Below are 24,057 nucleotides of genomic sequence, written 5' to 3' on the forward strand. Positions count from 1 at the left end.
ATAGGTGGACGACTTTTAAGCCGCCCGCAGCAGGACAATCCAGCCGCTACCGTGGACTAATTTTGCACCGCCGTTCTCACCCCCTGGACGTCGCGTTCCGATTGCCCGCGGCAGGGCAGCCATGACGGCCCCCTGTGCCGCATCGAGATATTCGAGCCCTGGGTCGAGGGGCTGCGCCATGTGGACACCTATCCCCGGCTCGAAGTGATCTATTGGCTCGACAAGGCCCGGCGCGACCTGGTGCTGCAAAGCCCCAAGAGCGATGGGGATGTGCGCGGCACCTTCTCCATCCGCTCGCCGGTGCGGCCCAACCCGATCGGCACCTCGATCGTCAAGCTGGTGCGGGTCGAGGGATCGGTGCTGATCGTCCAGGGCATGGACTGCCTCGACGGCACGCCCCTGCTCGACATCAAGCCCGACCGGTCGGTGTTCAGCCCATTGGCCGCGGCCCAGGCGGAAACAGGCGCAGCGGAGCACCGGCCGGCCGGGCCCGTGTGATCCTCAGTCGACGGCGACCATGACGTCGGACGCCTTGACGACGGCATAGGCGGTCTTGCCCACCGAAATGTCGAGCTCGTCGACGGCCTCATTGGTGATCGAGGCGGTGACGGTGGAGCCGCCGCCGATATCGATGCGCACATGCGCCGTGGTGGCGCCCTTCGTGACTTCGATGACCGTGCCTTTCAGCCGGTTGCGTGCACTGATCTGCATGTTGATCCCGTCTCGGTGTTGTCGTGGCCTATTTTTGCTGCGCCGGGGTCCAGGCCCGGCGGCCGCAATTGTCACATTGCCCTGTTCCCGGGCCTGAATGATAGCCGCAATTGGCGCAGACCACCGCATCGCCATAGGTCGAAGGGTCGACCAGCTCGGGCCTGGCGATGGCGAAGGGCGGCTCGATGCGCAAGCCGCTGGCGGGTCCGTCGCGCGTCCTGAAGACCGTGACCACGCCGTCCCGCTCGATATAGGCGCGGTCGACTTCGGCGAGGTTGCGGATGCCCTTCTTGCGCAGTTCTTGGAAGATTTCCTCGCGGCTGAGCTGCCCGGCGGCCAGCGATTCCACGTCCAGCACGCCATCGCGGACCACGGTGTGCGGATGGCCGTCTATGAAATCCTCGGCCCGTTCACTTCGCCCCATGATCACATCGAGGGCCTTGTTGGCGAGGACCACCAGGGTGATGACCAGCAGGGCGTGGAGCAGCGGCACCTCGGGGTAGAACATCGCGTCGCCGACCGCCGAGCCCAGGGCGATGACCAGGAGGAATTCGACGATGGTCAATTGTCCGATGGCCCGACTGCCCAGCCAGCGGATGAGGAACAGCGAGTAGCAATAGATGACCGCTGTGCGGAAAATGATTTCGAGGAAGAACAGCGGGGGTGCGTCGCCGATCAGCATGCGCTTGAGATCGAACGCCACGATGGTCTGATCCATTCCACTCTCCACCTTGTCACCAAAGGCTGCTGCGGGCCTCGGCAGCGACTGAACGTGCATCGGTGGGTTTGGTTGCCTCTCGGCGTGCTTCACCCCTCCTTTGGCGCCTGGCTCAGCCTTTCGCGGGCCAGGCCGCGGATTTCGGTCAGTTCGGCGATGGTGGTCCGCAGGTCGGTCATCTGGGCTTCGAGCTGGGTGAGGCGTTCGTCCACCTTGTCGACCAGCATGCGCACCTGGGCGGTGCGCGTGCTGTCGGCGTCGTAGAGGCTGAGATATTCCGAGATGTCGCGCAGCGAAAAGCCCAGCCGCTTGCCGCGCAGGATCAGGATGAGCCTCGCCCGGTCGCGGCGGCGGAACACGCGGGTCGAGCCCACCCGTTCGGGCTTGAGCAACCCCTTGGTTTCATAGAACCGAATGGCGCGGGTCGAGATGTCGAACTCCTTTGCGAGGTCGGCAATCGCGAACAGATCGCGCTTTTCGTCGGTGTCGGTCACTTGGTCTGTCCTTCGGGGCTATGGGTCTTCTCATAATCGGCGCGCAGGTCGTTTTTCGAGAGCTTGCCGATCATGGTCTTGGGCAGTTCGTCGCGGAAGATGACCTCGCGCGGCATTTCATGCTTGGACAAGTGATCCCGCAGAAAGGCTTTCAGCCCGGCCTCGTCGAGGCTTTCGTTCTCCCGCAGCTTGACATAGGCGACGGGGACTTCGCCGCGATAGGCGTCCTTGACGCCGATGACATTGGTCTCGTCGACTGCTGGATGCTTGTAGATGGCGTCCTCGATGGCGCGCGGATAGACGTTGAAGCCCGAGGAGATGATCAGGTCCTTGATGCGGTCGACGAGATGGACATAGCCGTCCTCGTCGAAATAGCCCACATCGGCGGTGCGCAGATATCCGGCGCTGGTGAAGACCTCCCGCGTGGCCGCGTCGTCGGAGAAATAGCCCAGCATCACCTGCGGCCCCTTGACCACCAGTTCGCCGCGTTCGCCCCTGGCGACCTCCTGCTCCGGGTCATCGAGGCTGACGATACGAATATCGGTGGCCGGTATGGGCAGGCCGATCGCGCCGGGCCGGGGGGCTTCCTGCAGCGCCGCGCAGGTCACCACCGGGGACGCCTCGGTCAGCCCGTATCCTTCGGCCAGCAGGGCGTCGGATTTCTCCCCGAAGGCGTCGCGGGTTTCGTTGGAAAGGCTGGTCCCGCCGGCGATGGCGAATTTGAGCGAGGACAGCACGTCGGCCGATACGCCCTTATTGTGGGCCAGAGCGTGCAGCAGCGTGGGGACGGCCATCAGAACATTGGGCCGCGTGCGCTTCATGAGGGCGATGAAGGCCTTCATCTCGAACCGGGGCAGCATGACGACTTGGGCACCGCCGCACAGGGGCAGCGACATGCAGGTGGTCATGGCGAAGATGTGGAAGAAGGGCAGCACGGCCACAACCTTGGTCGGCGGGCGGAACAGGCCGCTTCCCCAGATGTCGAGCTGGGCCCGGTTGGCCGCGATATTGGCGTGGCTGAGCATGGCGCCTTTCGGCGTGCCGGTGGTGCCGCCGGTATATTGCTGCACGGCCACGTCCCGTTCGGCGTCGATGGCGACGGCGGAGGGGGTGCGGTTGCGGCCGAGCAGATCGGCGAATTTCACTACCACGCCCGCGGCGGCCGAGTGCTCGGGCCGGGCAAGGTCCTTGGACTTGAGCAGCGAATAGAGAATCTTCTTGGCGCCGGGCAGGGCGTCGGGGAAATGGGCCACCACCAGCTTTTTGACATGGCCCTGCCCGACCAGCTTTTCGGCATTGGAGAAGGTGACCTTGAGGTCGAGGGTGATGAGGATTTCCGCCCCGGAGTTGGAGACGATGTGGCTGAGCTCGCCCAGGGAGTAGAGGGGATTGCAATTGACCACCGTCGCCCCGATCCGCAGCACCGCGTAATAGGCGATGACGTAGAAGGGCGTATTGGGCATCAGCAGCGCCACCCGGTCGCCCTTCTTGACGCCGAGATCGGTTTGCAATGCCCCGGCCAGGGCATTGATCCGCTCGCCCAGGCTGCGGAAGCTGGTGGTGGCCCCCATGAAGTCGAGCGCGGTGGCGTCGCCCATTCTGGCGCAGGAGGCGAGCAACTGTTCATGCACCGGGGTGGTGTCGATGGGCGTATCCCAGGCGATGCCCTCGGGATAGGATTTGATCCAGGGATGGGCGTTGACGTCTGTGCTGGTCATTCTCGGTCTCCTCCTGGCCGTCTGTCCGCCCCCTCGAAAATATGTCACGGGATGACGTTAGCGTCAAACATATGTCGCTTGGAGAAGAACCTGACCCAGTGAACCAAACCGGCGCTGGTCCGTTTCCCGGGGAGAAGGAGAATATTCGCCGGAGCCCGCGGATCGTGCGGCGCAGAAGTTCATAAATTACCTATGAGGCAACGTATTGACGTAAGCGTCCATGGGTATATGCTGGAACCCAACTTCCGCGGGCCGGTGAAAAGGGGGGAAACCCCAGCAAAGGAGGCCACCTTATGGCATGGGTGCTCATCGTTCTGGCCGTAATCGCATTCCTGGTGCTGGCCATTCGCCAATCCCCGCTCTGGCAATGGGCCCTGGCGGCGCTGGCCATCGGGCTCCTGGCCATGCTGCGCCCCGAGGACGGGCTGGCCTTTTCGGGCAATGTGGCGGGCTGGATCATGGCGTTGCTGCCGGCCCTCGTGCTGGCGCTTCTGGCCGTCCCGGCCATAAGGCGTCTGGCGGTGACCGGGCCGGCCTATGGCATGGTGCAATCGATCCTGCCGCGCATTTCGCGCACTGAACAGGAAGCCCTCGATGCGGGCACGGTGGGGTGGGATGCGGAGATCTTTTCCGGCCGCCCCGACTGGAACCGTCTGTTCGCCATCCGCAAGCCGGCGCTGAGCGCCGAGGAGCAGGCCTTTCTCGACGGGGCCACCGAAGAGGTGTGCCGCATGATCGATGACTGGGACACGCGCCACAACCGCATGGATTTGACCGAGGAGGTGTGGCAGTTCCTCAAGGACAAGGGCTTTTTCGGCATGCTCATCGGCAAGGAGCATGGCGGGCTGGGCTTTTCGGCCCAGGCGCAGAGCCAGGTGGTCTCGAGGATCGCGTCGCGCTCGGTGGCGGCGGGCATCACGGTGATGGTGCCCAATTCCCTGGGTCCGGGCGAATTGCTGGAAAAATACGGCACCCCCGCGCAGCAGGGCAAATATCTCCATCGCCTGGCTCGGGGCGAGGAAATTCCCTGCTTTGCGCTGACCGGCCCCCATGCGGGGTCCGACGCCGCCGGCATGCCCGATGTGGGCGTGGTCACTTATGGCGAGTATGAGGGCGAGCAGGTTCTCGGCGTGCGGCTGTCCTGGGACAAGCGCTACATCACCCTGGCGCCGGTGGCGACGCTGCTCGGCATCGCTTTCAACCTGCATGACCCCGACAATCACCTGGGCAAGGGCGCCGAGATCGGCATTACCCTGGCGCTGGTTCCGGCCGACTATCCCGGGGTCGAGATCGGGCGCAGGCACCTGCCGGCACGCTCGGCCTTCATGAACGGGCCGACCTCGGGCAAAGACGTGTTCATCCCCCTCGATTTCCTGATCGGCGGGCCGGACTATGCCGGCCAGGGCTGGCGCATGCTCATGGAGTGCCTGGCCACCGGCCGGGCCATTTCGCTGCCGGCGATCGGCACCGTCTCGATCAAGGCGGCGCTGCGGGTCACCTCGGCCTATGCCCGCATCCGCCGCCAGTTCGGCATTCCCATCGGCCAGATGGAAGGGGTGGGCGAGGGACTGGCGCGGCTGGTCAAGTCCGCCTACCAGTTCGAGGCGAGCCGCGCCATGACGGCGGCCATCGTCGATGACGGGCAGAAGCCCGCCGTGATCTCGGCGGCGCTCAAATACCGCACCACGGCGGAAATGCGCGACCGGGTCGACGATGCCATGGATATCCAGGGCGGACGTGCCGTGCAGGACGGGCCGTCGAACTATCTGTTCTCGGGCTATCAGACCGTGCCGGTGGCCATCACCGTCGAGGGCGCCAATATCCTCACCCGCACCCTGATCACCTTCGCGCAAGGGGCGCTGCGGGCGCATCCCTATCTGCTCGAGGAAGTCCGGTCGGCGCAGAACCCCGACAAGCGGCAGGGGCTCGTCGATTTCGACAGGGCGTTTTCGGGCCATGTGGGGTTCATGCTGCGCAACATGACCGCGTCGTGGTTCCACGGCATCACCCTGGGCCGTTTCGCCTCGTCCCCGGTCGAGCATGAGCTCAAGATCTGGTATCGGGCGCTGCACCGCTATGCGCAGAGCTTTGCGCTCGCGGCGGACTGGACGGTCGCCTTTCTCGGCGGCGATCTGAAACGCAAGCAGATGCTGTCGGGCCGCATGGCCGACGTCTTTTCCGACCTCTACCTGCTGTCGGCGGCGCTCAAGCGCTATGAGGATGACGGGCGCATGCCCGAGGACATCCCGGTGATCGACGCCATTGCCCGCGACCGCATCGCGGCCATCGAAACGGGGCTGGGCGGGGTGATCGACAATTTCCCGCATCCCCTGATGCGGTTTGCGCTGGGAGTGCTGATCTTTCCCCTGGGCCGAAGGGCGCGTCCGGCCCGCGACAAGGCCAATTACCGGCTGGCTCTGTCGGTGCTCGCGCCATCGGCATTCCGCGATCGGCTGACCTGCGGCGTCCATGTGAGCTTCGATCCGGCCGATCCCGTGGGTCGGCTCGAGGACGCGCTGGCCAAGGTCGTGGCGGCCGAGGAGGTGGAACGGAAATTCTTCCGGGCGCTCAAGAAGGGAGAGATCAGCCGGCGGCTGGATCGGGATGCGATCGCCGATGCTGTGGAACGCCAGATTCTTTCGCCCGAGGAGGCCCGCATCCTGCGGGCGGCCGACCAGGCCACCGAACAGGCGATCAAGGTCGACGACTTCGCCGCCGACGCCCTGGCCCGGCCCGTGCGGCAACCGGACCAATATGACTCGGCCGCCGAATAGGCAGTTGCGGAACCCGTTCAGATTTGCACCATTGCCCCAGTCCTGTCCACGAAAGGAGCACGCCTTGGCGCACTCAGATATGCCGCCCACCAGGCATTGGGAATTCTCGGTCGATATCGAGCAAATCGGCTGGCTGACCATAGATGTCAAAGACAGTTCGGTGAACGTCCTGAGCCGCGAGGTGATCGCCGAGCTCGAAACGGTGATGACCCATATCGAAGCCCTAGCCAAGGGCGGGGAGATCGTCGGCGTCGTGCTGCAGTCGGGTAAGCCGGGCTTTGTCGCGGGGGCCGATATCACCGAGTTCGACACCATGAGCGATCCGGCAGTGCTGCCCGAGGCGCTGGCGCGCACGCACAAGGTGTTCCAGCGCATCGAGGACATCGCGGTTCCCTTCGTGGTGGGGATCGGCGGCTTCTGCGTCGGGGGTGGGCTGGAGCTGGCGCTCGCCTGCCACTACCGCATCGCGGTGGACGACGACGCGACCAAGATCGGCTTTCCCGAGGTCAATCTGGGAATCTTCCCCGGCTTTGGCGGCACCGGTCGCTCGATCCGCCAGGCGGGGCCGATCGATGCCATGCAGCTCATGCTCACCGGCAAGATTCTTCGTGCCCGCGAGGCCAAGGCGTTCAATCTGGTCGACAAGCTGGTGCGGCATGCGGACCAGTTGCGCTGGGAAGGGCGCAAGGCGGTGCTGGACAAAAAGGCCTCCGAGCCCGCGCCGTTCACCAAGCGCGCCATGGCGTTCGGGCCGGTGCGGGGCCGGATCGCCGAGAAGATGCGCGAGGAAACCGGCAAGAAGGTGCGCAAGGATCACTATCCCGCGCCCTATGCGCTGATCGACCTGTTCGAGAAATATGGCGACGATCCCAGGGCGATGATGACCCATGAGGCCGACGGGTTCGTGCCGTTAATGGCTTCGCCCACGGCGCAGAACCTGCGTCGGGTGTTCTTCCTTTCCGAAAGCCTCAAGAAGCTGGGGATCAAGGGCAAGGACAAGCCCAAATTCACCCGGGTGCACGTGGTGGGCGCCGGGGTGATGGGGGGCGATATCGCCGCCTGGTGCGCCTATCGCGGCATGCTGGTGACGCTGCAGGACATGGATATGGAGCGGATCAACCCTGCTCTGGAGCGGGCGAAGAAGCTGTTCAAGAAAAGGCTCAAGACCAAGCAGGCGGTCGACGCGGCGATGGCGCGGCTCGAACCGGATGTCGAGGGCAGGGGCATTGCCCGCTGCGACGTGCTGATCGAGGCGGTGGTCGAAAAGCTCGAGGTCAAGCAGGAGATCTTCACCAAGGCCGAGCCGATCATGAAGCCGGGCGCCATCATGGCCACCAACACCTCCTCGATCGAGCTCGAACGCATCGCCGAGACGCTGCAGAACCCGGGCCGGCTGATCGGGCTGCATTTCTTCAATCCCGTGGCGCAATTGCCGCTGGTCGAGGTGATCCGCTCCCAGCTCAATGACGAGCAGGCGATCCGGCTCGGCGCGTCCTTCGTGCTGGCCATCGGCAAGAGCCCGGTCGTCGTCAAGTCGGCCCCCGGCTTTCTCGTCAACCGGGCGCTCATGCCCTATATGCTCGAGGCGATCGACCGGGTGGAAAAGGGCGAGAGCCCGGAACAGCTCGACGCCGCCGCCGTCGCTTTCGGCATGCCCATGGGGCCGATCGAACTCATGGACATGGTGGGGCTCGACGTGGGCGCGTTCGTGGCGCGCGAGCTGGGCCAGAAGGTCGCCCAGGACAGCCAGTTCGCAAAGCTGATCGCCGCGGGCAAGCTCGGCCGCAAGACCGGGCAGGGCTTTTACAAATGGGAAGACGGCAAGGCGCAGAAGCAGAAGCCGCCCGCCCATGGGAACCTGCCCGGGCTGGGGCGCGACCTCGTCCAGCCGCTGGTCGATACCGCCGAGGTGATCGTCGCCGAAGGCGTGGTCGAGAGTGCCGACATGGCCGATATCGGCATGATCCTGGGCACGGGCTTCGCGCCGTTCCTCGGCGGTCCCCTCAAGGCACGCCAGGATGGAAGGGCTTAGGTCATGACACAGGTTTTGCGCAAGGTCGCCATTGTGGGCTCGGCTCGGATTCCCTTCTGCCGCGCCTATACAGGCTATGAGAACGAATCCAACCTTTCCATGCTGGGCGCGGCGCTGGGCGGGCTGGCCGAGAAATATGGCCTCAAAGGCCAGAAGATCGGCGAGGTGTTCGCCGGCTCGGTGCTGTCCCATTCCAAGGATTTCAACCTCGCCCGCGAAGCGCTGCTCGACGCCGGCTTGTCGCCCGCGACGCCGGGCACCAGCCTGCAGATCGCCTGCGGCACCTCGCTGCAGGCGGCGCTGGTCTTGGCGGCCAAGATCGCCACGGGCGAAATCGACAGCGGCATCGCCGCCGGGTCCGATACGGTTTCGGACAGTCCGGTGGTGCTGGGCCCCAGGATGCAGAAGCGCATGATCGCCCTGTCGCGGGCCCGCAGTGCGGGCGAGAAATTCGCCGCGTTCAAGGGGTTCAATTTCGGCGAGATCGCCCCGGTCGCCCCCTCGACGCAGGAGCCGCGCACCGGGCTCTCCATGGGCGAGCATTGCGAATTGATGGCCAAAGAGTGGGGCATTTCGCGCGAGGCCCAGGATGTCCTCGCCCTGCGCAGCCACCAGAATGCGACGCGGGCCTATGACGAGGGCTTCCACGACGACCTGATCGTCCCCTGTGCTGGCATCTACAAGGACAACAATGTCCGCCCTGACGCCAGCCTGGAAAAGATGGCGACCATGAAGCCGGCCTTCGACAAGCGCTCGGGCCGGGGGACGCTGACGGCGGCCAATTCCACGCCGCTGACCGATGGCGCTGCCTCGGTGCTGCTGGCCAGCGAGGACTGGGCGCGCGAGCGCGGCCTGCCCATCCTCGGCTATCTCACCATGGGGGCGGTTTCGGCCAATGATTTCGCGCATGGGGACGGGCTGCTGATGGCCCCGACCATAGCGGTTTCCGACCTGCTGCGGCGGGCCGGGATCGGGTTCGGCGATATCGACCTTTTCGAGCTGCACGAGGCCTTCGCCGCCCAGGTCCTGTGCACCCTGGCTGCATGGGAAGATTCCGACTACAATCGCGACGTTTTGGGGCGAGATGATCCGCTAGGGGCCATTCCTGTGGATAAAATCAACGTGTTTGGCTCCTCTTTGGCGTATGGCCATCCCTTCGCCGCTACGGGCGCGCGCATCCTGGGTTCCACGGCCAAAATGTTGAATACGCTGGAGAAAAACCGCGCCCTGATTTCGGTCTGTACGGCCGGGGGAATGGGGGTCGCCGCGCTTGTCGAACGGGGGAATTAAACAGTGCTTGTCAAAGCCGATTGAGCAGGGATAGGCTCCCGTTTCAGATCAGCGGGAGACGATTTTTCCCGGTGTTCGCTATCGAGCCGCCCCGATCATCTCAAGGAGGGCGGCCATGGGCTGGAAACATCTGACGTCCAATTCTAAAGGAGACGACCATTATGACACGTACCACCAAGCTACTGGCGGCGCTCGCTGCGACGACCTGCCTTGTCGCGCCCGCTATGGCGGCCAATGTTCCCGATGGGGCCACGCTGGCCGACGACCAGTCGTTCACCTATCGCATCCTGGACGAATTCACTTCGCCCGATCCGCAGATCGTCGAGGACGTGTCGGGTTCGGAAATCGTACGTGACCTGTTCGAAGGCCTCATCAACCAGGATGCCGATGGCAATCCGGTTCCGGGCGTGGCCACCGAATGGTCCTCCAATGAAGACTTCACCGAGTGGACCTTCACCCTGCGCGACAACGCCGTCTGGTCCGATGGCGAGCCGGTGACGGCCCATGACTTCGTTTACGCCTGGAAGCGCCTGGTCGATCCGGCAACCGCTTCGCCCTATGCCTGGTTCGGCGAGCTGATGTCGCTGGACAACGCTTCGGCCATCATCGCCGGCGAGGCCGAGGTCGATGATCTGGGCGTCGAAGCCGTCGACGACCACACGCTGGTGGCCCGCCTGTCGGCGCCCCTGCCGCATTTCTACATGATGATGAGCCATGCTTCGACCTTCCCCGCCCCGCAATGGGTGATCGAGGAGCATGGGGACCAGTGGACCCGTCCGGGCAATATCGTCACCAATGGCGCCTATATCCTGACCGAGCACGTGCCGCAGGAACGTTCGGTGCGCGAGAAGTCGGAGACCTATTGGGACGCCGAGAACACCGTCATCGAGACCGTCACCGCGCTGGTGATCAATGACGAGAACCAGGCCCTGACCCGGTTCATGGCGGGCGAGCTCGACCGCACGGAGGTGCCGATCGGCCAGTTCCCGCGCCTCGAGGAGGAGTATCCCGATACCGCGATCTCCATCCCGACCCTGTGCACCTATTACTACAATTTCAACCTGCGCGATAACGGCCCCGAGGCCACCCATGACGAGCGCGTGCGTCAGGCCCTCAGCTATGCCATCGACCGCGACGTGATCGTCAATCAGGTGCTGCAGGCCGGCCAGACCCCGGCCTATGTCTTCGCGCCGGTCGGCATGGCCAATATGGACACGCCCAATGTCGAGTATGAGAACTGGACGCAGGCCGAGCGCGACGCGCGTGCGGTCGAACTCCTCGCCGAGGCCGGCTACGGCCCCGATGGGGAAAGCCTCCAGCTCGGCATCCTCTACAACACTTCCGATGCGCACCGTCAGCTCGCCACCGTTGTCGGGCAGATGTGGGAGCAGAAGCTCGGCGTCCAGACCACGCTCGAAAACATGGAGTGGAACACCTTCCTCGACTCGCGTGAGAACGGCGATTTCGACGTTTCGCGCGGCGGCTGGTGCGCTGACTACAACGATCCCTCGACCTTCCTCGACCTCTTCCAGACCACGTCCGGCTACAACGACGCCAAATATTCCAACACGGATGTCGATGCCATGCTGAACGAGGCGAAGGGTCTCGAGGATGCCGCCGATATCAACCGGCAGATCGAAGAGATCGTAGCAGTCGAAATGCCGATCATCCCGGTCTACCACTATGCCAATGCCTATATGCTGAATCCGCAGATCCAGGATTGGCCGGTCAACAATCTCGAAGCCAACTGGTACTCGAAAGACCTCTACAAGATCGCCGAGTAACGGTTTTTTGAGCACGATGTCCCGCGCCGCGTGTTAAGGGGCGCGGGACATCCCCTTTTCGGGGTAAGAAATGACAGGGCGCACCTGCCTCACGCGCGCCTTTGCACCGAGTTCGCAAAGCGCTGACTGCCATGGGCCGATGGCCGCATATGGCATGCATCCCGATCGCCGGAGGGTTCCGGCCTGCATTGGGAGCGGACCCGAGGCCGTGGGGCGCAGGCACGGATCACCGACATGCTGAAATATATTCTCAAGCGCCTCGGGGTTGCGATCCCGACGATGCTGATTCTCATCGTCTTTTCGTTCGTCCTGATGCGGCTTGCGCCGGGCGGGCCGTTCAGTTCCGAGCGTCCCCTGCCGCCGCAGGTGCTGGCTAATGTGAATGCCAAGTTCGGGCTGGACCAGCCCTGGCATATCCAGCTGTGGGAATACATGGTCGGCATCCTGACGCGCTTCGATTTCGGTCCGTCCTTCGCCTATACCGACCGCTCGGTGAACGACATTATCGCGCAGGGCTTTCCGGTCACCTTCACCTATGGCACCTGGTCGTTCATCCTCGCGGTGCTGGTCGGGTGCACGCTGGGCATCGCCGCGGCGGTGCGTCACAATTCCTGGCTCGATTATTTCGCCGTCGGCACGTCGATCGGGGCGCAGGTCCTGCCCAATTTCGTGATGGCGCCCATCCTCGTGATCGTCTTCACCCTGTGGCTCGGCTGGCTGCCGGGGGGCGGCTGGCGCGGCGGGCAATGGCCCTATGTCATCATGCCGGTGATTGCCCTCGGGACCAGCTACATGGCGTCGATCGCGCGCATCACGCGCTCCTCCATGCTCGAAGTGCTGGGCTCCAATTTCATCCGCACGGCGCGGGCCAAGGGCATGCCCCCGATCCGTATCATCGTGCGCCATGCGCTCAAGCCCGCCCTCATGCCGCTGCTGTCCTATCTTGGGCCGGCCTTTGTGGGCATGGTCACCGGTTCGGTGGTCATCGACGTCTATTTCTCCACCGGCGGCATCGGGCAGTTGTTCACCAATTCGGCGTTCAACCGGGACTATTCGGTCATCATGGGCATCACCATTCTCCTCGGCGCGCTCACCATCACCTTCAACCTGCTGGTCGACATCCTCTATGCGTGGATCGACCCACGCATCCGGTACTAGGAGGCGGACATGGTCTTGAGGCCTATTCGGGTACAAGCCGCGGCCGATCCGGTCGATGTGGACGACGCCAATTACGAGGTCGGCACCCGGTCGCGCTCGCTCTGGGCCGATGCGGCGCGGCGCTTCTTCCGCCACGCGCCCTCGGTGGTCAGCCTCGTCGCGCTGCTCCTTGTGGGGCTGTTTGCCTTCACCGGGCATTTCTTCGCCGCCTGGACCAATGCGCAGGTGGACTGGTCGGTGCTGGGACAGGTGCGGCTCAAGGGCATGCCGTCCTTTGAAACCGGCCATTATTTCGGCACCGACGATCTGGGGCGCGATCTCTATGCCCGCACCGTGCAGGGCAGCCAGGTCTCGCTGACCGTGGGACTGGTGGGGGCCGGCATCGCCGTGGTGGTGGGCACGCTCTATGGCGCCATCGCCGGATATTTCGGCGGACGGGTGGATTCGATCATGATGCGCCTGGTCGATATCCTCCTGTCCATTCCCTATATGTTCGTCCTCATCCTGCTGCTGGTGGTGTTCGGGCGGTCGATGACCATGCTGTTCGTGGGCATCGGGCTCATCTCCTGGCTCGACATGTCGCGCATCGTGCGCGGGCAGACCCTGTCGCTCAAGGAGAAGGAATTCGTCGAGGCGGCGCGCGCGGGCGGGGCGGGACATCTCACCATCATCCTGCGCCACATCATCCCCAACCTGCTGGGCATCGTGGTCGTCTATGCGACGCTGCTGGTGCCGCAGATGATCCTCACCGAGAGCTTCATCTCGTTTCTCGGGCTGGGCGTGCAGGAGCCGCTCACCTCCTGGGGCGCGTTGATCAGCCAGGGCGCCGGCACCGTGATGTATGGCACGTTGTGGCAGCTGCTGTTCCCGCTGTTCTTCTTCATTGTCACCCTGTTCAGCTTCTACTTCGTCGGCGACGGCCTGCGCGACGCGCTCGACCCCCGCGACCGGTGAGGAAAGGACGATCATGAGTATGTTTGAAGTCACCGATCTTTCGGTGTCGTTCAAAACCCCCGATGGCGTCGTGCGTGCCGTCGACAAGATGAATTTTTCCATCGACAAGGGAAAGACCCTGGCCATCGTTGGGGAATCGGGGTCGGGCAAAAGCCAGACGGTCATGGCCGCCATGGGGCTTCTGGCCTCCAATGGCGTGGTGGACGGTTCGGTCCGGTTCGAGGGCCAGGAGCTGATCGGCATGAAGCCGGGGGCGCTCAACAAGATCCGCGGCCGCGACATGGCGATGATCTTCCAGGACCCGATGACCTCGCTCAATCCCTATCTGCGCATCGAGGACCAGATGGCCGAGGTCCTGATGATCCACAAGCGCATGAAGCGCAGGGAGGCGGTGGCCAAGTCCGAGGACATGCTGCGGACGGTGCATCTGCCCGATCCGGGGCGCATCCTGCGCCGGTTTCCGCATGAATTGTCCGGCGGTCAGCGTCAGCGCGTCATGATCGCCATGGCGCTGCTGTGCGATCCCAAGGTGCTGATCGCCGATGAACCGACCACGGCGCTGGACGTCACCGTGCAGGCCCAGATGCTCAAGCTCTTCGCGGAATTGACCGACAAGTTCGGTACGGCGCTGATCATCATCACCCACGATCTGGGCGTGGTGGCCGGGCTGGCCGACGAGATGATGGTGATGTATGCGGGCCGGGTCGTCGAGAAGGGGACGGTGGACGAATTGTTCTACGATCCGCGCCATCCCTATACGTTCGGCCTCCTGCATTCGACCCCGCATGTGCAGCAGGGCCGGGAGCGGCTGGCGCCGATCAAGGGGCTGCCGCCCAATCTCACCAACCTGCCGCCCGGATGCGCGTTCAACCCGCGCTGTGCCTATCGCTTCGATCGCTGCATCAAGGAGCGGCCGGACCTGATCCGGCGCGAGCACAACCGGCTGAGCGCGTGCTTTTACGAAGGCGAGATGAGCGAAGAGGACATGGCGGCGCAATGAATACCGATGCAAGCGTATTGCTCGATGTCGAGCACCTGACCAAGCGCTTTGCCATTGCCAACGGCATCTTCCAGAAGCCCTTGATGCTGACGGCGGTCGACGATGTGAGCTTCAGCGTCCGGCGCGGGGAAACCCTCGGGATCGTCGGGGAATCGGGGTGCGGGAAATCCACCCTCGGCCGGTGCATCCTGCAGCTCATCGAGCCCGATGACGGCAAGGTGCTGTGGCTGGGCAAGGACCTCACCGAGTTCTCCAAGCGCGACATGCGCAAAGCGCGTACCGACCTGCAGATCATCTTCCAGGACCCGCTGGCCTCGCTCAATCCGCGCATGACGGTGGGGGAGATCATCGCCGACCCCCTGCGCACCCTCAAGCCGGAGATGAAGGCCGAGCAACGCAGGAAGCGCGTGCGCGAGATGATGGATGCCGTAGGGCTCCTGCCCGAGATGGCCAACCGCTATCCGCATGAATTTTCCGGCGGCCAGGCGCAGCGCATCGGCATTGCCCGGGCGCTGGTTACCGGGCCCAAGCTGATCCTGTGCGACGAGCCGGTCTCGGCGCTCGACGTTTCCATCCAGGCCCAGATCCTCAACCTCCTGGCCGATCTCAAGGACGAGTTCGGGCTGACCCTGATCTTCATCAGCCACGACCTTTCGGTGGTGCGGCATGTTTCCGACCGCATCCTGGTGCTATATCTGGGGCGCATCGCCGAGCTGGCGGAAAGCGAGACGCTCTATAACGAGCCCCGGCATCCCTATAGCCGGGCCCTCTTGACCGCTGTGCCGATCGCCGACCCCAGGCTGGCGCGGGAGAGCACCATAGAGGGGCTGGAGGGGGAAATCCCCTCGCCGATCAACCCGCCTTCGGGGTGCTATTTCCGCACGCGCTGCCCCTATGCGGTCGAGCGCTGCGCCCAGGTGGTGCCGCCGCTCGAGCTCACCGATGTGGCGTCGGAAGTGTCCTGCATCCGCTGGGAGGAGATCAAGGCCGATCCGGAAAGTGCCCGCACCCGGGAAAGGCGCTGAAATCCTGTCGAAACGCTCGAAAAACGCTGTTGAGGCGGTGTGACTCGGCGTTGACACTTTTGGGCTTTGCCCCTATGTTCCGCGCCAACTGATGCTGCGGGGCCGTGTGCTCCGCCGATTTTTTTAAGGCCCCGAGGTTAGAATATGAAAATCCGCAACTCGCTCAAGGCGCTCATGGCGCGGCACCGGGACAACAAGCTGGTCCGCCGCCGCGGCCGCACCTATATCATCAACAAGGTCAACAAGCGCATGAAGGCCCGCCAGGGCTGAGCTGCCGCTTAGGCTGTTTGAAAAGGGCTCGCCTCGGCGGGCCTTTTTTCGTGGCCAGTCCAAGCAATGAAAAAGGGCCGGTGCGTCGACCGGCCCTTCCTGCTGATTTGCGTCTGGGCCGGTTATGACCCGCCAGCGCCGTCCTGGCCGACAAAGGCGATGCGCAGCATGTTGGTCGCGCCGGGGGTGCCCAGCGGCACGCCGGCGGTGATGGCCACCCGGTCGCCCGGACGCGCCAGGCCTTCCACATAGGCGATCGAGCAGGCGCGCCCGACCATGTCCTCGAGGGAGATGGCGTCCTCGGTCTGCACGCAATGCAGGCCCCAGACGATGGACAGCCTGCGCACGGTGGAAATCTTGGGCGAGAGCGCGATGATCGGCTTGCTCGGCCGTTCGCGGGAGGCGCGGATGCCGGTGGAGCCCGAGGAGGTGTAGGTGACGATGGCGGCCAGATCGAGGGTTTCGGCCACCTGCCGGGTGGCGGCCGATATGGCGTCGGCGGCGGTCGCCTCGGGCTCGGTGGCCTGGGCGCGGATGATGCCGCGATAATTGGCGTCCTGCTCGACCGCCTCGGCGATCTTGTTCATCGTGGTGACGGCCTCGACCGGATAGGCGCCCGAAGCGCTTTCCGCCGAGAGCATGACCGCATCGGCCCCTTCGAACACCGCGATGGAGACGTCCGAGACCTCGGCGCGGGTCGGGACCGGCGCGGTGATCATGGATTCGAGCATCTGGGTGGCCACCACCACCGGCTTTCCGAGGCGGCGGCACATGCGGATCATGCGCTTTTGCAGTCCAGGCACGGTTTCGAGCGGCATTTCCACGCCCAGGTCGCCGCGCGCGATCATGATGGCGTCCGAGAGCCGGATGATTTCCTCGAGCCGTTCGATGGCCTGGGGCTTCTCGATCTTGGCGAGAACGCCGGCCCGGCCCTGCACCAGCTTGCGCACGTCGATCATGTCCTCGGGGCGCTGCACGAAGGACAGCGCCACCCAGTCGATTTCCATTTCGAGCGCGGCCTGGAGATCGGCGCGGTCCTTGTCGGTGAGGACCCCCACGGCGAGCATGGTATCGGGCAGGGAGACGCCCTTGCGGTCCGAGAGCTTGCCGCCATAGACCACGGTGGTGTTGATCGCCTCGGGTGAAATCGCGGTGACGCGCAATTCGATCTTGCCGTCATCGAGCAGCAGCCGATCGCCCACGGCGATGGACGAGAATATCTCCGGATGGGGCAGGTAGATGCGGGTCTTGTCGCCCGGGGTGTCGGAGGCGTCGAGGGTGAAGGTCTCGTCCTTGGCCAGCATTACCGAGCCCTCGGCAAAGCGGCCGATGCGCAGCTTGGGGCCCTGCAGGTCGATGAGGATGCCAATGGGATATTTGAGTGTCCGCTCGACGGAGCGGATCTTGGCGACGGTCTCGCGCATCAGCTCATGGCTGGCATGGCTCATATTGATGCGGAAGACGTCGGCACCGGCCCGCGCCAGTTCCTCGATGACCTTGATGTCATTGGAGGCAGGGCCCAGCGTAGCCAGGATTTTGACGCGGCGCGATCTCTTCATTGCAGGTCCATATTCGTTGAGTTGGCTTCGGTGAGCTGCATCGTCCAGTCGGTCCGGTTCTGCACGTCGATCTCGAAGAAACCGGTGCGTTCGTAACCGCGGGCGAGGCAATCCTCGACACCGAAGATGGTAAAGCTGGCATCCTGTGTGCACATATAGACCGACCCGTCCCAGGCTCCGCCCGCCATGTCGTCGACGGCATAGAGGTAGTAGTAGCGCGACTTCAGATCGCCCTGATAGACGATGGCGCAGGCCTCCGGGCCCGCCACCCACCATCCTTCCGATTGCCAGCCCGATTCCGCACGATAGCCGAAGGCGATCGAGATGGTGTTCTGGGTTTCGTTGCAGATCCGGAGATCGGCCTGGGCCGGCGATACGGTGCCGACGATGGCCGTCAACGGGACGGCAATGGCGAGAAGGCTATTGCGGAGCAATGACAGCACGGTGACGGATCGCTTGCGGTTTTGAAATGCCATGGTGTTTCTGGGCAAGGGGGGGAAGGATGTCAATGGGCGGGACGCCTTGTGGTGCAGAAGAGAGGGACCAAGGGTGAAAACCCTCGGGCCACCCATCTTGCCGCCCCATGCGGCGCAATTGCGTCGGCGCTATCCACAGGGCAAAAAGCCGCTGTGGGTTTTCGCAGGCAAGGCTTGCAGTCGATGGGCCGATGGCGTTGATAGGCTCACTATCATTTTACGCAAATGAAAGAGTGATTCATGGCAGACCACGGCATCGCCCGGGACCAGTTGCGCGCCTTTATCGAGCGCATCGAGCGGCTCGAGGAAGAAAAGAAGGCCATCGCCGACGATATCAAGGAAGTCTATGCCGAGGCCAAGGGCTCGGGCTTCGATACCAAGGTGATGCGCCAGATCGTGCGCATCCGCAAGCAGGACCGCAATGAGCGGGCCGAGCAGGAAGCCATCCTCGATCTCTATCTGCACGCGCTGGGCATGGTCGAAGGCGGCGTTGCCGATTATGAGGAAGCGGCCGAATAAGCCGCTTCGCCAGTCCGTTCCGGCCGGCCCTTTCGGTCAGATCGCGTCGAATCCCGAGCTGAGCAGGGCGGCGCGCGCCGTGTCCTGATCGCCCAGGGCCCGCAGGGCGGTTTCGACGATCGCGGCTTTATCGAGGCCCGCCTGGGCGTACATGTCGGGCTGGCCCGCATGCTCGATATAGCGGTCTGGCATCATCAGCGGGCGGAATTTGAGCCCGTTGTCCAACAGGCCGAGTTGCGCCATGCGGGTCGCCACATGCGAGCCGAAGCCGCCGATGGCGCCCTCTTCGACGGTCAGCAGCACCGCGTGGTTGCGGGCTAGATCGGCCAGCAGGCCTTCATCGAGCGGCTTGGCGAAGCGGGCATCGGCCACGGTGGTCGAAAATCCGTAGGCGCCCAGCGTTTCGGCGGCGGCGAGGCATTCGGCCAGCCGCGTGCCGAAAGAGAGCAGCGCGACCGTGGTGCCTTCCCGCAGCACGCGGCCCTTGCCGATCTCGAGCAGGCTGCCGCGTTCGGGCATCTCGACGCCCATGCCGTCGCCGCGCGGATAGCGGAAGGCGATGGGGCCCTGGTCGTAGGCGGCGGCGGTCGCCACCATATGGCGCAATTCCGCCTCGTCGCCGGCGGCCATCACCACCATATTGGGAAGCGTTGCCAGATAGGCGACGTCGAATGCCCCCGCATGGGTCGGGCCATCGGCGCCGACATAGCCGGCGCGATCGATGGGAAACCGCACCGGCAGGTTCTGGATTGCCACGTCATGGACCACCTGGTCATAGGCGCGCTGCAGGAAGGTGGAATAGATGGCGCAGAAGGGCTTGAGCCCTTCGGTCGCCATGCCCGCTGCGAAGGTGACCGCGTGTTGTTCGGCGATCCCGACATCGAAGGTCCGGGCCGGGAACCTCGCCGCGAACTTGTCGAGGCCGGTGCCGCCCGGCATGGCGGCGGTGATGGCGACAATCTTGTCGTCGTGCGTCGCCTCGGCGATCAGGCTTTCGGCAAAGACCGAGGTGTAGGAGGGGGCGTTGGAGGGGGCCTTGGCCTGGGCGCCGGTGATCACGTTGAATTTCGAGACGCCGTGATATTTGTCGGCCGAGGCCTCGGCGGGGGCGTAGCCCTTGCCCTTCTGGGTGACCACATGGACGAGGATGGGGCCCTTGTCCGCGTCGCGCACATTGCGCAGCACCGGCAGGAGGTGGTCGAGATTGTGCCCGTCGATGGGGCCGACATAGTAAAAGCCCAGTTCCTCGAACAGCGTGCCGCCGGTCCAGAAGCCCCGCGCATATTCCTCGGTCTTGCGCGCCTTGTCCTTGAAGAAGGGGGGAAGGATCTGGCTCACCTGCTTGGCCGCGTCGCGCAGGCCGCGATAGGCCGGGCCGGAGACGAGGCGGGCGAGATAGGCGCTCATCGCGCCGGTGGGCGGGGCGATTGACATGTCGTTGTCGTTGAGGACCACGATCAGGCGCGCATCCATGGCCCCGGCATTGTTCATGGCCTCATAGGCCATGCCGGCGGAAATGGCGCCGTCGCCGATCACCGCGATCACATTGCGCGTCTGGCCGCTCAACTCTGACGCCACGGCCATGCCCAGCCCGGCCGAAATCGAGGTGGAGGAATGGCCGGCGCCGAACGGGTCGTAGGGGCTTTCCCCGCGCTTGGTGAAGCCCGAGAGACCGTCCTTCTGGCGCAGGGTGCGGATGCGGTCGCGGCGGCCGGTCAGGACCTTGTGCGGATAGGCCTGGTGGCCCACATCCCAGATGATGCGGTCATGGGGCGCGTCGAAGATGTGATGCAGCGCGACGGTCAATTCGACCACGCCCAGCCCGGCGCCCAGATGACCGCCGGTCACCGACACCGCGTCGATCACTTCGGCGCGCAATTCCGCCGCGAGGTCGATCAACTGGTCTCGCTTGAGATCCTTGAGGTCGGCAGGCGAAGAAATCGCATCGAGGAGCGGAGTGGACGGTTTTTCGGACAATGGCAGGCCTTATGACGTTTGTGCGACGCGAACGCCGTATTGGTCTGATGTAGTCAGACCGCGCCTTTTTGGCAACCGAAGAGGACCAGACTATGTCACTGCGCTGCGCTGTCGTAATGCACCCATATGGTCTGGGCCGGGCCGAAGGCGGAACTGGAATGGCCCAGCGACGCGGTGCGGGTGAAGCCCGTCGCGGGCACCATGTCTCCCGGGCTGCCCGCAGCCATGGGTTCGGCGTCAAAGGCGAATTGCGCGCTGGAGAGGGCGGAGGGTGCGGTGAGCGCCTGCAAGGCCGTTTCGACCTGGGGGGCGAAGAGTTCGCCGGCCGCGACGGCCAGGCTGGCACGGGCATTGTCCATGGCGGCATCCGATGTGTCGGCCTGGGGCAGCACGGCGCCGTCGAACAGGGCGGCAAAGGCGGCGAGGTCGTCATTGGCGCTGTCGGGGCTTATGGCCGGGGACGAGGCTTGTTCGAGGGCCTGCGGCGCGATCGAGGCGGTGACCGCCGGGCCGAAATCGGGGCGGGCCAGCGGGGTGGGGGCGTTCTCGATCGAAGCGACTTCGAGCCGGCCGCCGGACGGGGCATAGGCCGAAGGGGTGGCCTCGCGCATTTCGGCAAGGGTCCGCGACATGGAGGGGGGCAGGGGCGCCTGGGCGTCCGTCGTGTCGGCCATGGCGACCTGCTGGATCATCTGCTGGGCGTCGATCACCTGGAAGGGGATATTGGCCGGTGCGCTCGGGGCATCGGCGACCATGGTGCCGGCGATGAGATCGCCCGGGCGGGCCGGCGGCGCCGGAGGCGCGATGGCGGCAACCTGCTGGACGGGGGCGGCGGGGGCCGCCGCTGCGGCTTGCGGCTGCTGCGGCGCGGGCTGGGCCGCCGCCGCCTGGATCGGCGCCTGCTGCTGGTTGTTGTTGCCGCCGGTGATCATGTCCCAAAGCGTGCGGGGCCGGTCGCTATTGGCGACCTGGACGTCCGAGCCGCCCATGGCCGCGCCCGCATTGCAGGGCACCCGATGGCAGCGCTGCCATTCGGCTTGGGCGTATCGATAGCCTTCCTGGGACAAGACGCGCCCATTGGAGGGAATGTGCAGGGTGCGGCCATCGGGGAACAATTGCTGCAACTGGGCCTGGGTCATGCGCGGCCAGGCGCGGACGCTGCCGGTATCGAGGTGGACGAAGGGGCTGCCCGAATTGGGATAATACCCGACCCCGCCCGTTTGGGTGAGAAAGCCCAGCTCGCGGATGCGCGACACGGGCACGCCGGGGATGTAGAAATCGATGGCCTTGCCCTGCATGTGCTGGGAATTGTCGGCCACGCCCGAGGAGGTCGAGGCCAGCATGGCATTGGTCTGGGGCGAGCGATAGGCCGAAACGATGTGGATGGGCTGGCTGGCCCCGGTCTGGCGATAGACTTCCCACAACACGTCGAACAGGGCCGGGTCCATGCGGGCCGGCTCGTTGCGCCGCCAGTCGCGCAGGAAGACGTTGAGCTCGTTGAGCGCCGACTGGACGAACTTGCCGTTCCGCTTGTAGACGATGCGGATGGTTTCCTTGGTGTGGGTATAATAGAGATAGAGCTCGCGGTCGTTCGCCGCCTGGGCGGGCGCCGTCATCGGCAGAAGGCTCGCCATGGCCAAGACCAGTGCCATGATGGCGCGCATGGCCGTGCCGGCCTGTTTCGATCCCCTGGAAGTCACACCCGGTTCGCCCGTTTTTGTGTCAAAATCGGCTGCAGACTAGCATCAACATCATGCGAGATTGTTAACGCTAACGGGATGTGTACGCCATCCCGAGCCGTACCCTTGGTCCGAATATGACCACACAATCCGGCGCCAGCATGGCGAAAAGGCTAACGGGAGTTTAACGTATCCGGGGTCAGAGGCCGAGCAGTTCGATCATCTTCGCGTCGTGGTCGTAGAGGTCTCCGAACGAGCGGACCGTGCCGTCCTGATCGATGCGCAGGGTGAAATAGGCGAGATGCACCGGCACCTTGCGGTCCATGTTGAACCAGCGCTCATTGCCGCCCAGCGTGGTTTCCAGCGAGGCCACGGTGAGGCTGGGCTCGAACTGGAGCAGGGCTTCGGCAAAGCCGAACGGGTCCTCCACCCGCACGCAGCCATGGCTGAGGGCCCGCATGGAGCGGTCGAACAGATAGCGGGCATTGGTATCGTGCAGATAGACGTCGTGGGAGTTGGGGAACAGGAATTTCACCTGTCCCAGGGCGTTCGAGGTGCCCGGCTTCTGGCGCACGCGGAACATGGAGGGCGTGGCCCGGCTCCAGTCCACCGTCCACGGATCGATCGCCTGTCCCTGATAGAGCAGTTCCATGTTCTGGCTGGCGATATAATTGGGGTTGCGCGCCACCTGCGGGAAGATTTCCCCCGAGAGGATGGAGGAGGGCACGTTCCAATAGGGATTGGTCACCACATGGCGGATCATGTCGGAAAAGACCGGCGTCTGGTTGGCCTTGGTCCCCACGATGACCCTTGTGTCCCACACCGACCGCCCGTCGCGCACCACGTCGAGCCGATATTCGGGGATGTTGACGAAAACGTTGAACGCGCCCAGATCCTCGGGCATCCAGCGCCACCGTTCCATATTGGCGATGATCTCGGCGCGGCTGGACCCGTTGGCGCCGTTGATGGCGGCGATGGTCGCCGGGCCCACCACTCCGTCGGGGTTGAGCCCCATCCGGGTCTGGAAGGCCTCGATCGCGGCCATCAGCTGGGCGTCGTAGACCGCTGCATCGCCGCCGATCGGCGCGTCGATCTCCAGTCGGTCGCGCAGCAGCGGGACGCGCGGATCGTGCATGCCGAGCTTGATCAGCCCACTTTCGGCGATCGGCTCGCGCGCTTCGAACTCACCGGCCTCGTGTCGGGCGAGGAGATCGCGCAGGGCGACGAATTCGGGATGGGTGGGGTGGTAGCGCATCAGGACCGATGCCGGGTCGCCGCTGGCGGCCAGTGCTGAAAACAGCTCGGCTTCGTCGACCGTCTTGGGCGCGACGTCGATGAAGCCCGAGACGGTGCGGGGATCGAGCCGCCCGGCATGGGCGTCGGTGGCATAGCGCAGGATGGCGGCCGAAAACGCGGCTTCGAGCCCGGCCAGCGCGTGCGGGTTGCCCGACGCGGCGGCGACATCGAGCCCTTCGAGGCGATAGTCGTCGGGATCGAGGCCCTGGAGATTGGCGTCCTCGAACAGCGCGATGACGCTTTCCGCCGCGGCGGAAAAGACGATGCCGTCGGTGGTTTCCTCCAGCCAGAGCGGCGCGAAATGGCGCGTGCCGTAGAAATAATAGAGCTGGCGGGCATCGGCGCCGGCCCGGGCGCCGGTGGCGTCGTCAAGCGCTTGCTGCAAGCCGGCCCGGATGGACCGTTCGAGATCGTTGCGCGGCGGGGCGATGAGAATGCGGGTTGCTTCGACCCCGGCCACCGAAACCGTCTGATAGGCGGACGACACCGAAGGGAACGCCAGCAGAGACACGCCCGCCAGCGCTGCGAGAAAGAGCGTCTTCATCCCCAAGCCCATATCCATTCGTTTCCATCGTGCCGGTGCCGTCTCCGGCGAATCTGAGACGGATGCCCGCAGATTGGAG

Annotated in this window: 19 protein-coding genes and 1 pseudogene; 11 read left to right on the plus strand and 9 right to left on the minus strand. The window is 64.6% G+C overall.

Annotated elements, in window-relative coordinates:
* Positions 1 to 60: 60 nt before the first annotated feature.
* A pseudogene (gene tsaA / locus DVH29_RS13485) lies at positions 61 to 498 on the plus strand (tRNA (N6-threonylcarbamoyladenosine(37)-N6)-methyltransferase TrmO); the annotation flags it as partial.
* Between the two features lie 3 nt (positions 499 to 501).
* Here the strand turns inward: tsaA and DVH29_RS13490 are convergent.
* From DVH29_RS13490 to DVH29_RS13505, 4 genes are all read right to left on the minus strand, one after another.
* Positions 502 to 711 carry a TOBE domain-containing protein gene (locus DVH29_RS13490; protein ID WP_114646716.1) on the minus strand — a complete coding sequence of 70 codons (210 nt, stop codon included), beginning with the start codon at positions 709 to 711 and terminating at the stop codon, positions 502 to 504.
* 28 nt (positions 712 to 739) lie between these two features.
* The gene (locus DVH29_RS13495) at positions 740 to 1,429 is read right to left on the minus strand and encodes a DUF421 domain-containing protein (RefSeq protein WP_158541676.1); all 690 of its coding nucleotides are present in this window, start codon (positions 1,427 to 1,429) and stop codon (positions 740 to 742) included.
* 89 nt (positions 1,430 to 1,518) lie between these two features.
* Positions 1,519 to 1,923 carry a MerR family transcriptional regulator gene (locus tag DVH29_RS13500; RefSeq protein WP_114646718.1) on the minus strand — a complete coding sequence of 135 codons (405 nt, stop codon included), beginning with the start codon at positions 1,921 to 1,923 and terminating at the stop codon, positions 1,519 to 1,521.
* Positions 1,920 to 3,641: a long-chain-fatty-acid--CoA ligase gene (locus tag DVH29_RS13505; RefSeq protein ID WP_114646719.1), complete on the minus strand. Its 1,722-nt coding sequence runs from the start codon at positions 3,639 to 3,641 to the stop codon at positions 1,920 to 1,922. Before DVH29_RS13505 ends, DVH29_RS13500 begins: the two co-directional genes overlap by 4 nt.
* Before the next feature lie 293 nt (positions 3,642 to 3,934).
* Between DVH29_RS13505 and DVH29_RS13510 the strand changes: the two genes are divergently transcribed.
* From DVH29_RS13510 to ykgO, 9 genes are all read left to right on the plus strand, one after another.
* Positions 3,935 to 6,415, plus strand: a complete 2,481-nt coding sequence (locus DVH29_RS13510; RefSeq protein WP_114646720.1) for an acyl-CoA dehydrogenase — start codon at positions 3,935 to 3,937, stop codon at positions 6,413 to 6,415.
* 64 nt (positions 6,416 to 6,479) lie between these two features.
* Entirely contained in the window at positions 6,480 to 8,447 is a 1,968-nt protein-coding gene (locus DVH29_RS13515) for a 3-hydroxyacyl-CoA dehydrogenase NAD-binding domain-containing protein (RefSeq protein WP_114646721.1), read from the plus strand.
* A gap of 3 nt (positions 8,448 to 8,450) precedes the next feature.
* A complete protein-coding gene (locus tag DVH29_RS13520) occupies positions 8,451 to 9,737 on the plus strand; it encodes an acetyl-CoA C-acetyltransferase (RefSeq protein ID WP_114646722.1) in 1,287 nt (428 codons plus the stop codon).
* 161 nt (positions 9,738 to 9,898) lie between these two features.
* On the plus strand, positions 9,899 to 11,521 hold the full coding sequence (locus DVH29_RS13525) for a peptide ABC transporter substrate-binding protein (RefSeq protein WP_114646723.1): 1,623 nt from the start codon (positions 9,899 to 9,901) through the stop codon (positions 11,519 to 11,521).
* Between the two features lie 234 nt (positions 11,522 to 11,755).
* Positions 11,756 to 12,679, plus strand: coding sequence for an oligopeptide ABC transporter permease OppB (oppB, locus tag DVH29_RS13530; protein ID WP_114646724.1), 924 nt, complete (start codon positions 11,756 to 11,758; stop codon positions 12,677 to 12,679).
* Positions 12,680 to 12,688: 9 nt separating this feature from the next.
* A complete protein-coding gene (locus tag DVH29_RS13535; RefSeq protein ID WP_114646725.1) occupies positions 12,689 to 13,633 on the plus strand; it encodes an ABC transporter permease subunit in 945 nt (314 codons plus the stop codon).
* Positions 13,634 to 13,652: 19 nt separating this feature from the next.
* Positions 13,653 to 14,633 carry an ABC transporter ATP-binding protein gene (locus tag DVH29_RS13540; RefSeq protein WP_114646726.1) on the plus strand — a complete coding sequence of 327 codons (981 nt, stop codon included), beginning with the start codon at positions 13,653 to 13,655 and terminating at the stop codon, positions 14,631 to 14,633.
* A complete protein-coding gene (locus DVH29_RS13545) occupies positions 14,630 to 15,658 on the plus strand; it encodes an ABC transporter ATP-binding protein (protein WP_114646727.1) in 1,029 nt (342 codons plus the stop codon). The genes DVH29_RS13540 and DVH29_RS13545 overlap by 4 nt, the downstream gene beginning before the upstream one ends.
* Before the next feature lie 144 nt (positions 15,659 to 15,802).
* A complete protein-coding gene (gene ykgO / locus DVH29_RS13550; RefSeq protein WP_114646728.1) occupies positions 15,803 to 15,928 on the plus strand; it encodes a type B 50S ribosomal protein L36 in 126 nt (41 codons plus the stop codon).
* 122 nt (positions 15,929 to 16,050) lie between these two features.
* On the opposite strand, the gene pyk is transcribed toward ykgO, so the two are convergent.
* Both pyk and DVH29_RS13560 read right to left on the minus strand, forming a co-directional pair.
* Positions 16,051 to 17,487, minus strand: coding sequence for a pyruvate kinase (gene pyk, locus DVH29_RS13555; RefSeq protein ID WP_114646729.1), 1,437 nt, complete (start codon positions 17,485 to 17,487; stop codon positions 16,051 to 16,053).
* Positions 17,484 to 17,963 (minus strand): DUF1036 domain-containing protein, encoded by a 480-nt coding sequence (locus DVH29_RS13560; RefSeq protein ID WP_114646730.1) that lies wholly within the window; start codon positions 17,961 to 17,963, stop codon positions 17,484 to 17,486. Before DVH29_RS13560 ends, pyk begins: the two co-directional genes overlap by 4 nt.
* Before the next feature lie 240 nt (positions 17,964 to 18,203).
* On the opposite strand from DVH29_RS13560, the gene DVH29_RS13565 reads away from it, so the two are divergent.
* Entirely contained in the window at positions 18,204 to 18,482 is a 279-nt protein-coding gene (locus DVH29_RS13565) for a DUF2312 domain-containing protein (RefSeq protein WP_114646731.1), read from the plus strand.
* A gap of 36 nt (positions 18,483 to 18,518) precedes the next feature.
* Here the strand turns inward: DVH29_RS13565 and dxs are convergent, their stop codons facing one another.
* From dxs to DVH29_RS13580, 3 genes are all read right to left on the minus strand, one after another.
* Positions 18,519 to 20,459, minus strand: a complete 1,941-nt coding sequence (dxs, locus tag DVH29_RS13570) for a 1-deoxy-D-xylulose-5-phosphate synthase (RefSeq protein WP_114646732.1) — start codon at positions 20,457 to 20,459, stop codon at positions 18,519 to 18,521.
* A 95-nt stretch (positions 20,460 to 20,554) separates the two neighbouring features.
* Positions 20,555 to 22,159, minus strand: a complete 1,605-nt coding sequence (locus DVH29_RS13575) for a peptidoglycan L,D-endopeptidase MepK (protein ID WP_147276096.1) — start codon at positions 22,157 to 22,159, stop codon at positions 20,555 to 20,557.
* 178 nt (positions 22,160 to 22,337) lie between these two features.
* Positions 22,338 to 23,978 carry a L,D-transpeptidase family protein gene (locus DVH29_RS13580; protein ID WP_158541677.1) on the minus strand — a complete coding sequence of 547 codons (1,641 nt, stop codon included), beginning with the start codon at positions 23,976 to 23,978 and terminating at the stop codon, positions 22,338 to 22,340.
* Between the last annotated feature and the right edge of the window lie 79 nt (positions 23,979 to 24,057).

Source organism: Pelagibacterium lacus (assembly GCF_003345525.1).
GTDB lineage: Bacteria > Pseudomonadota > Alphaproteobacteria > Rhizobiales > Devosiaceae > Pelagibacterium > Pelagibacterium lacus.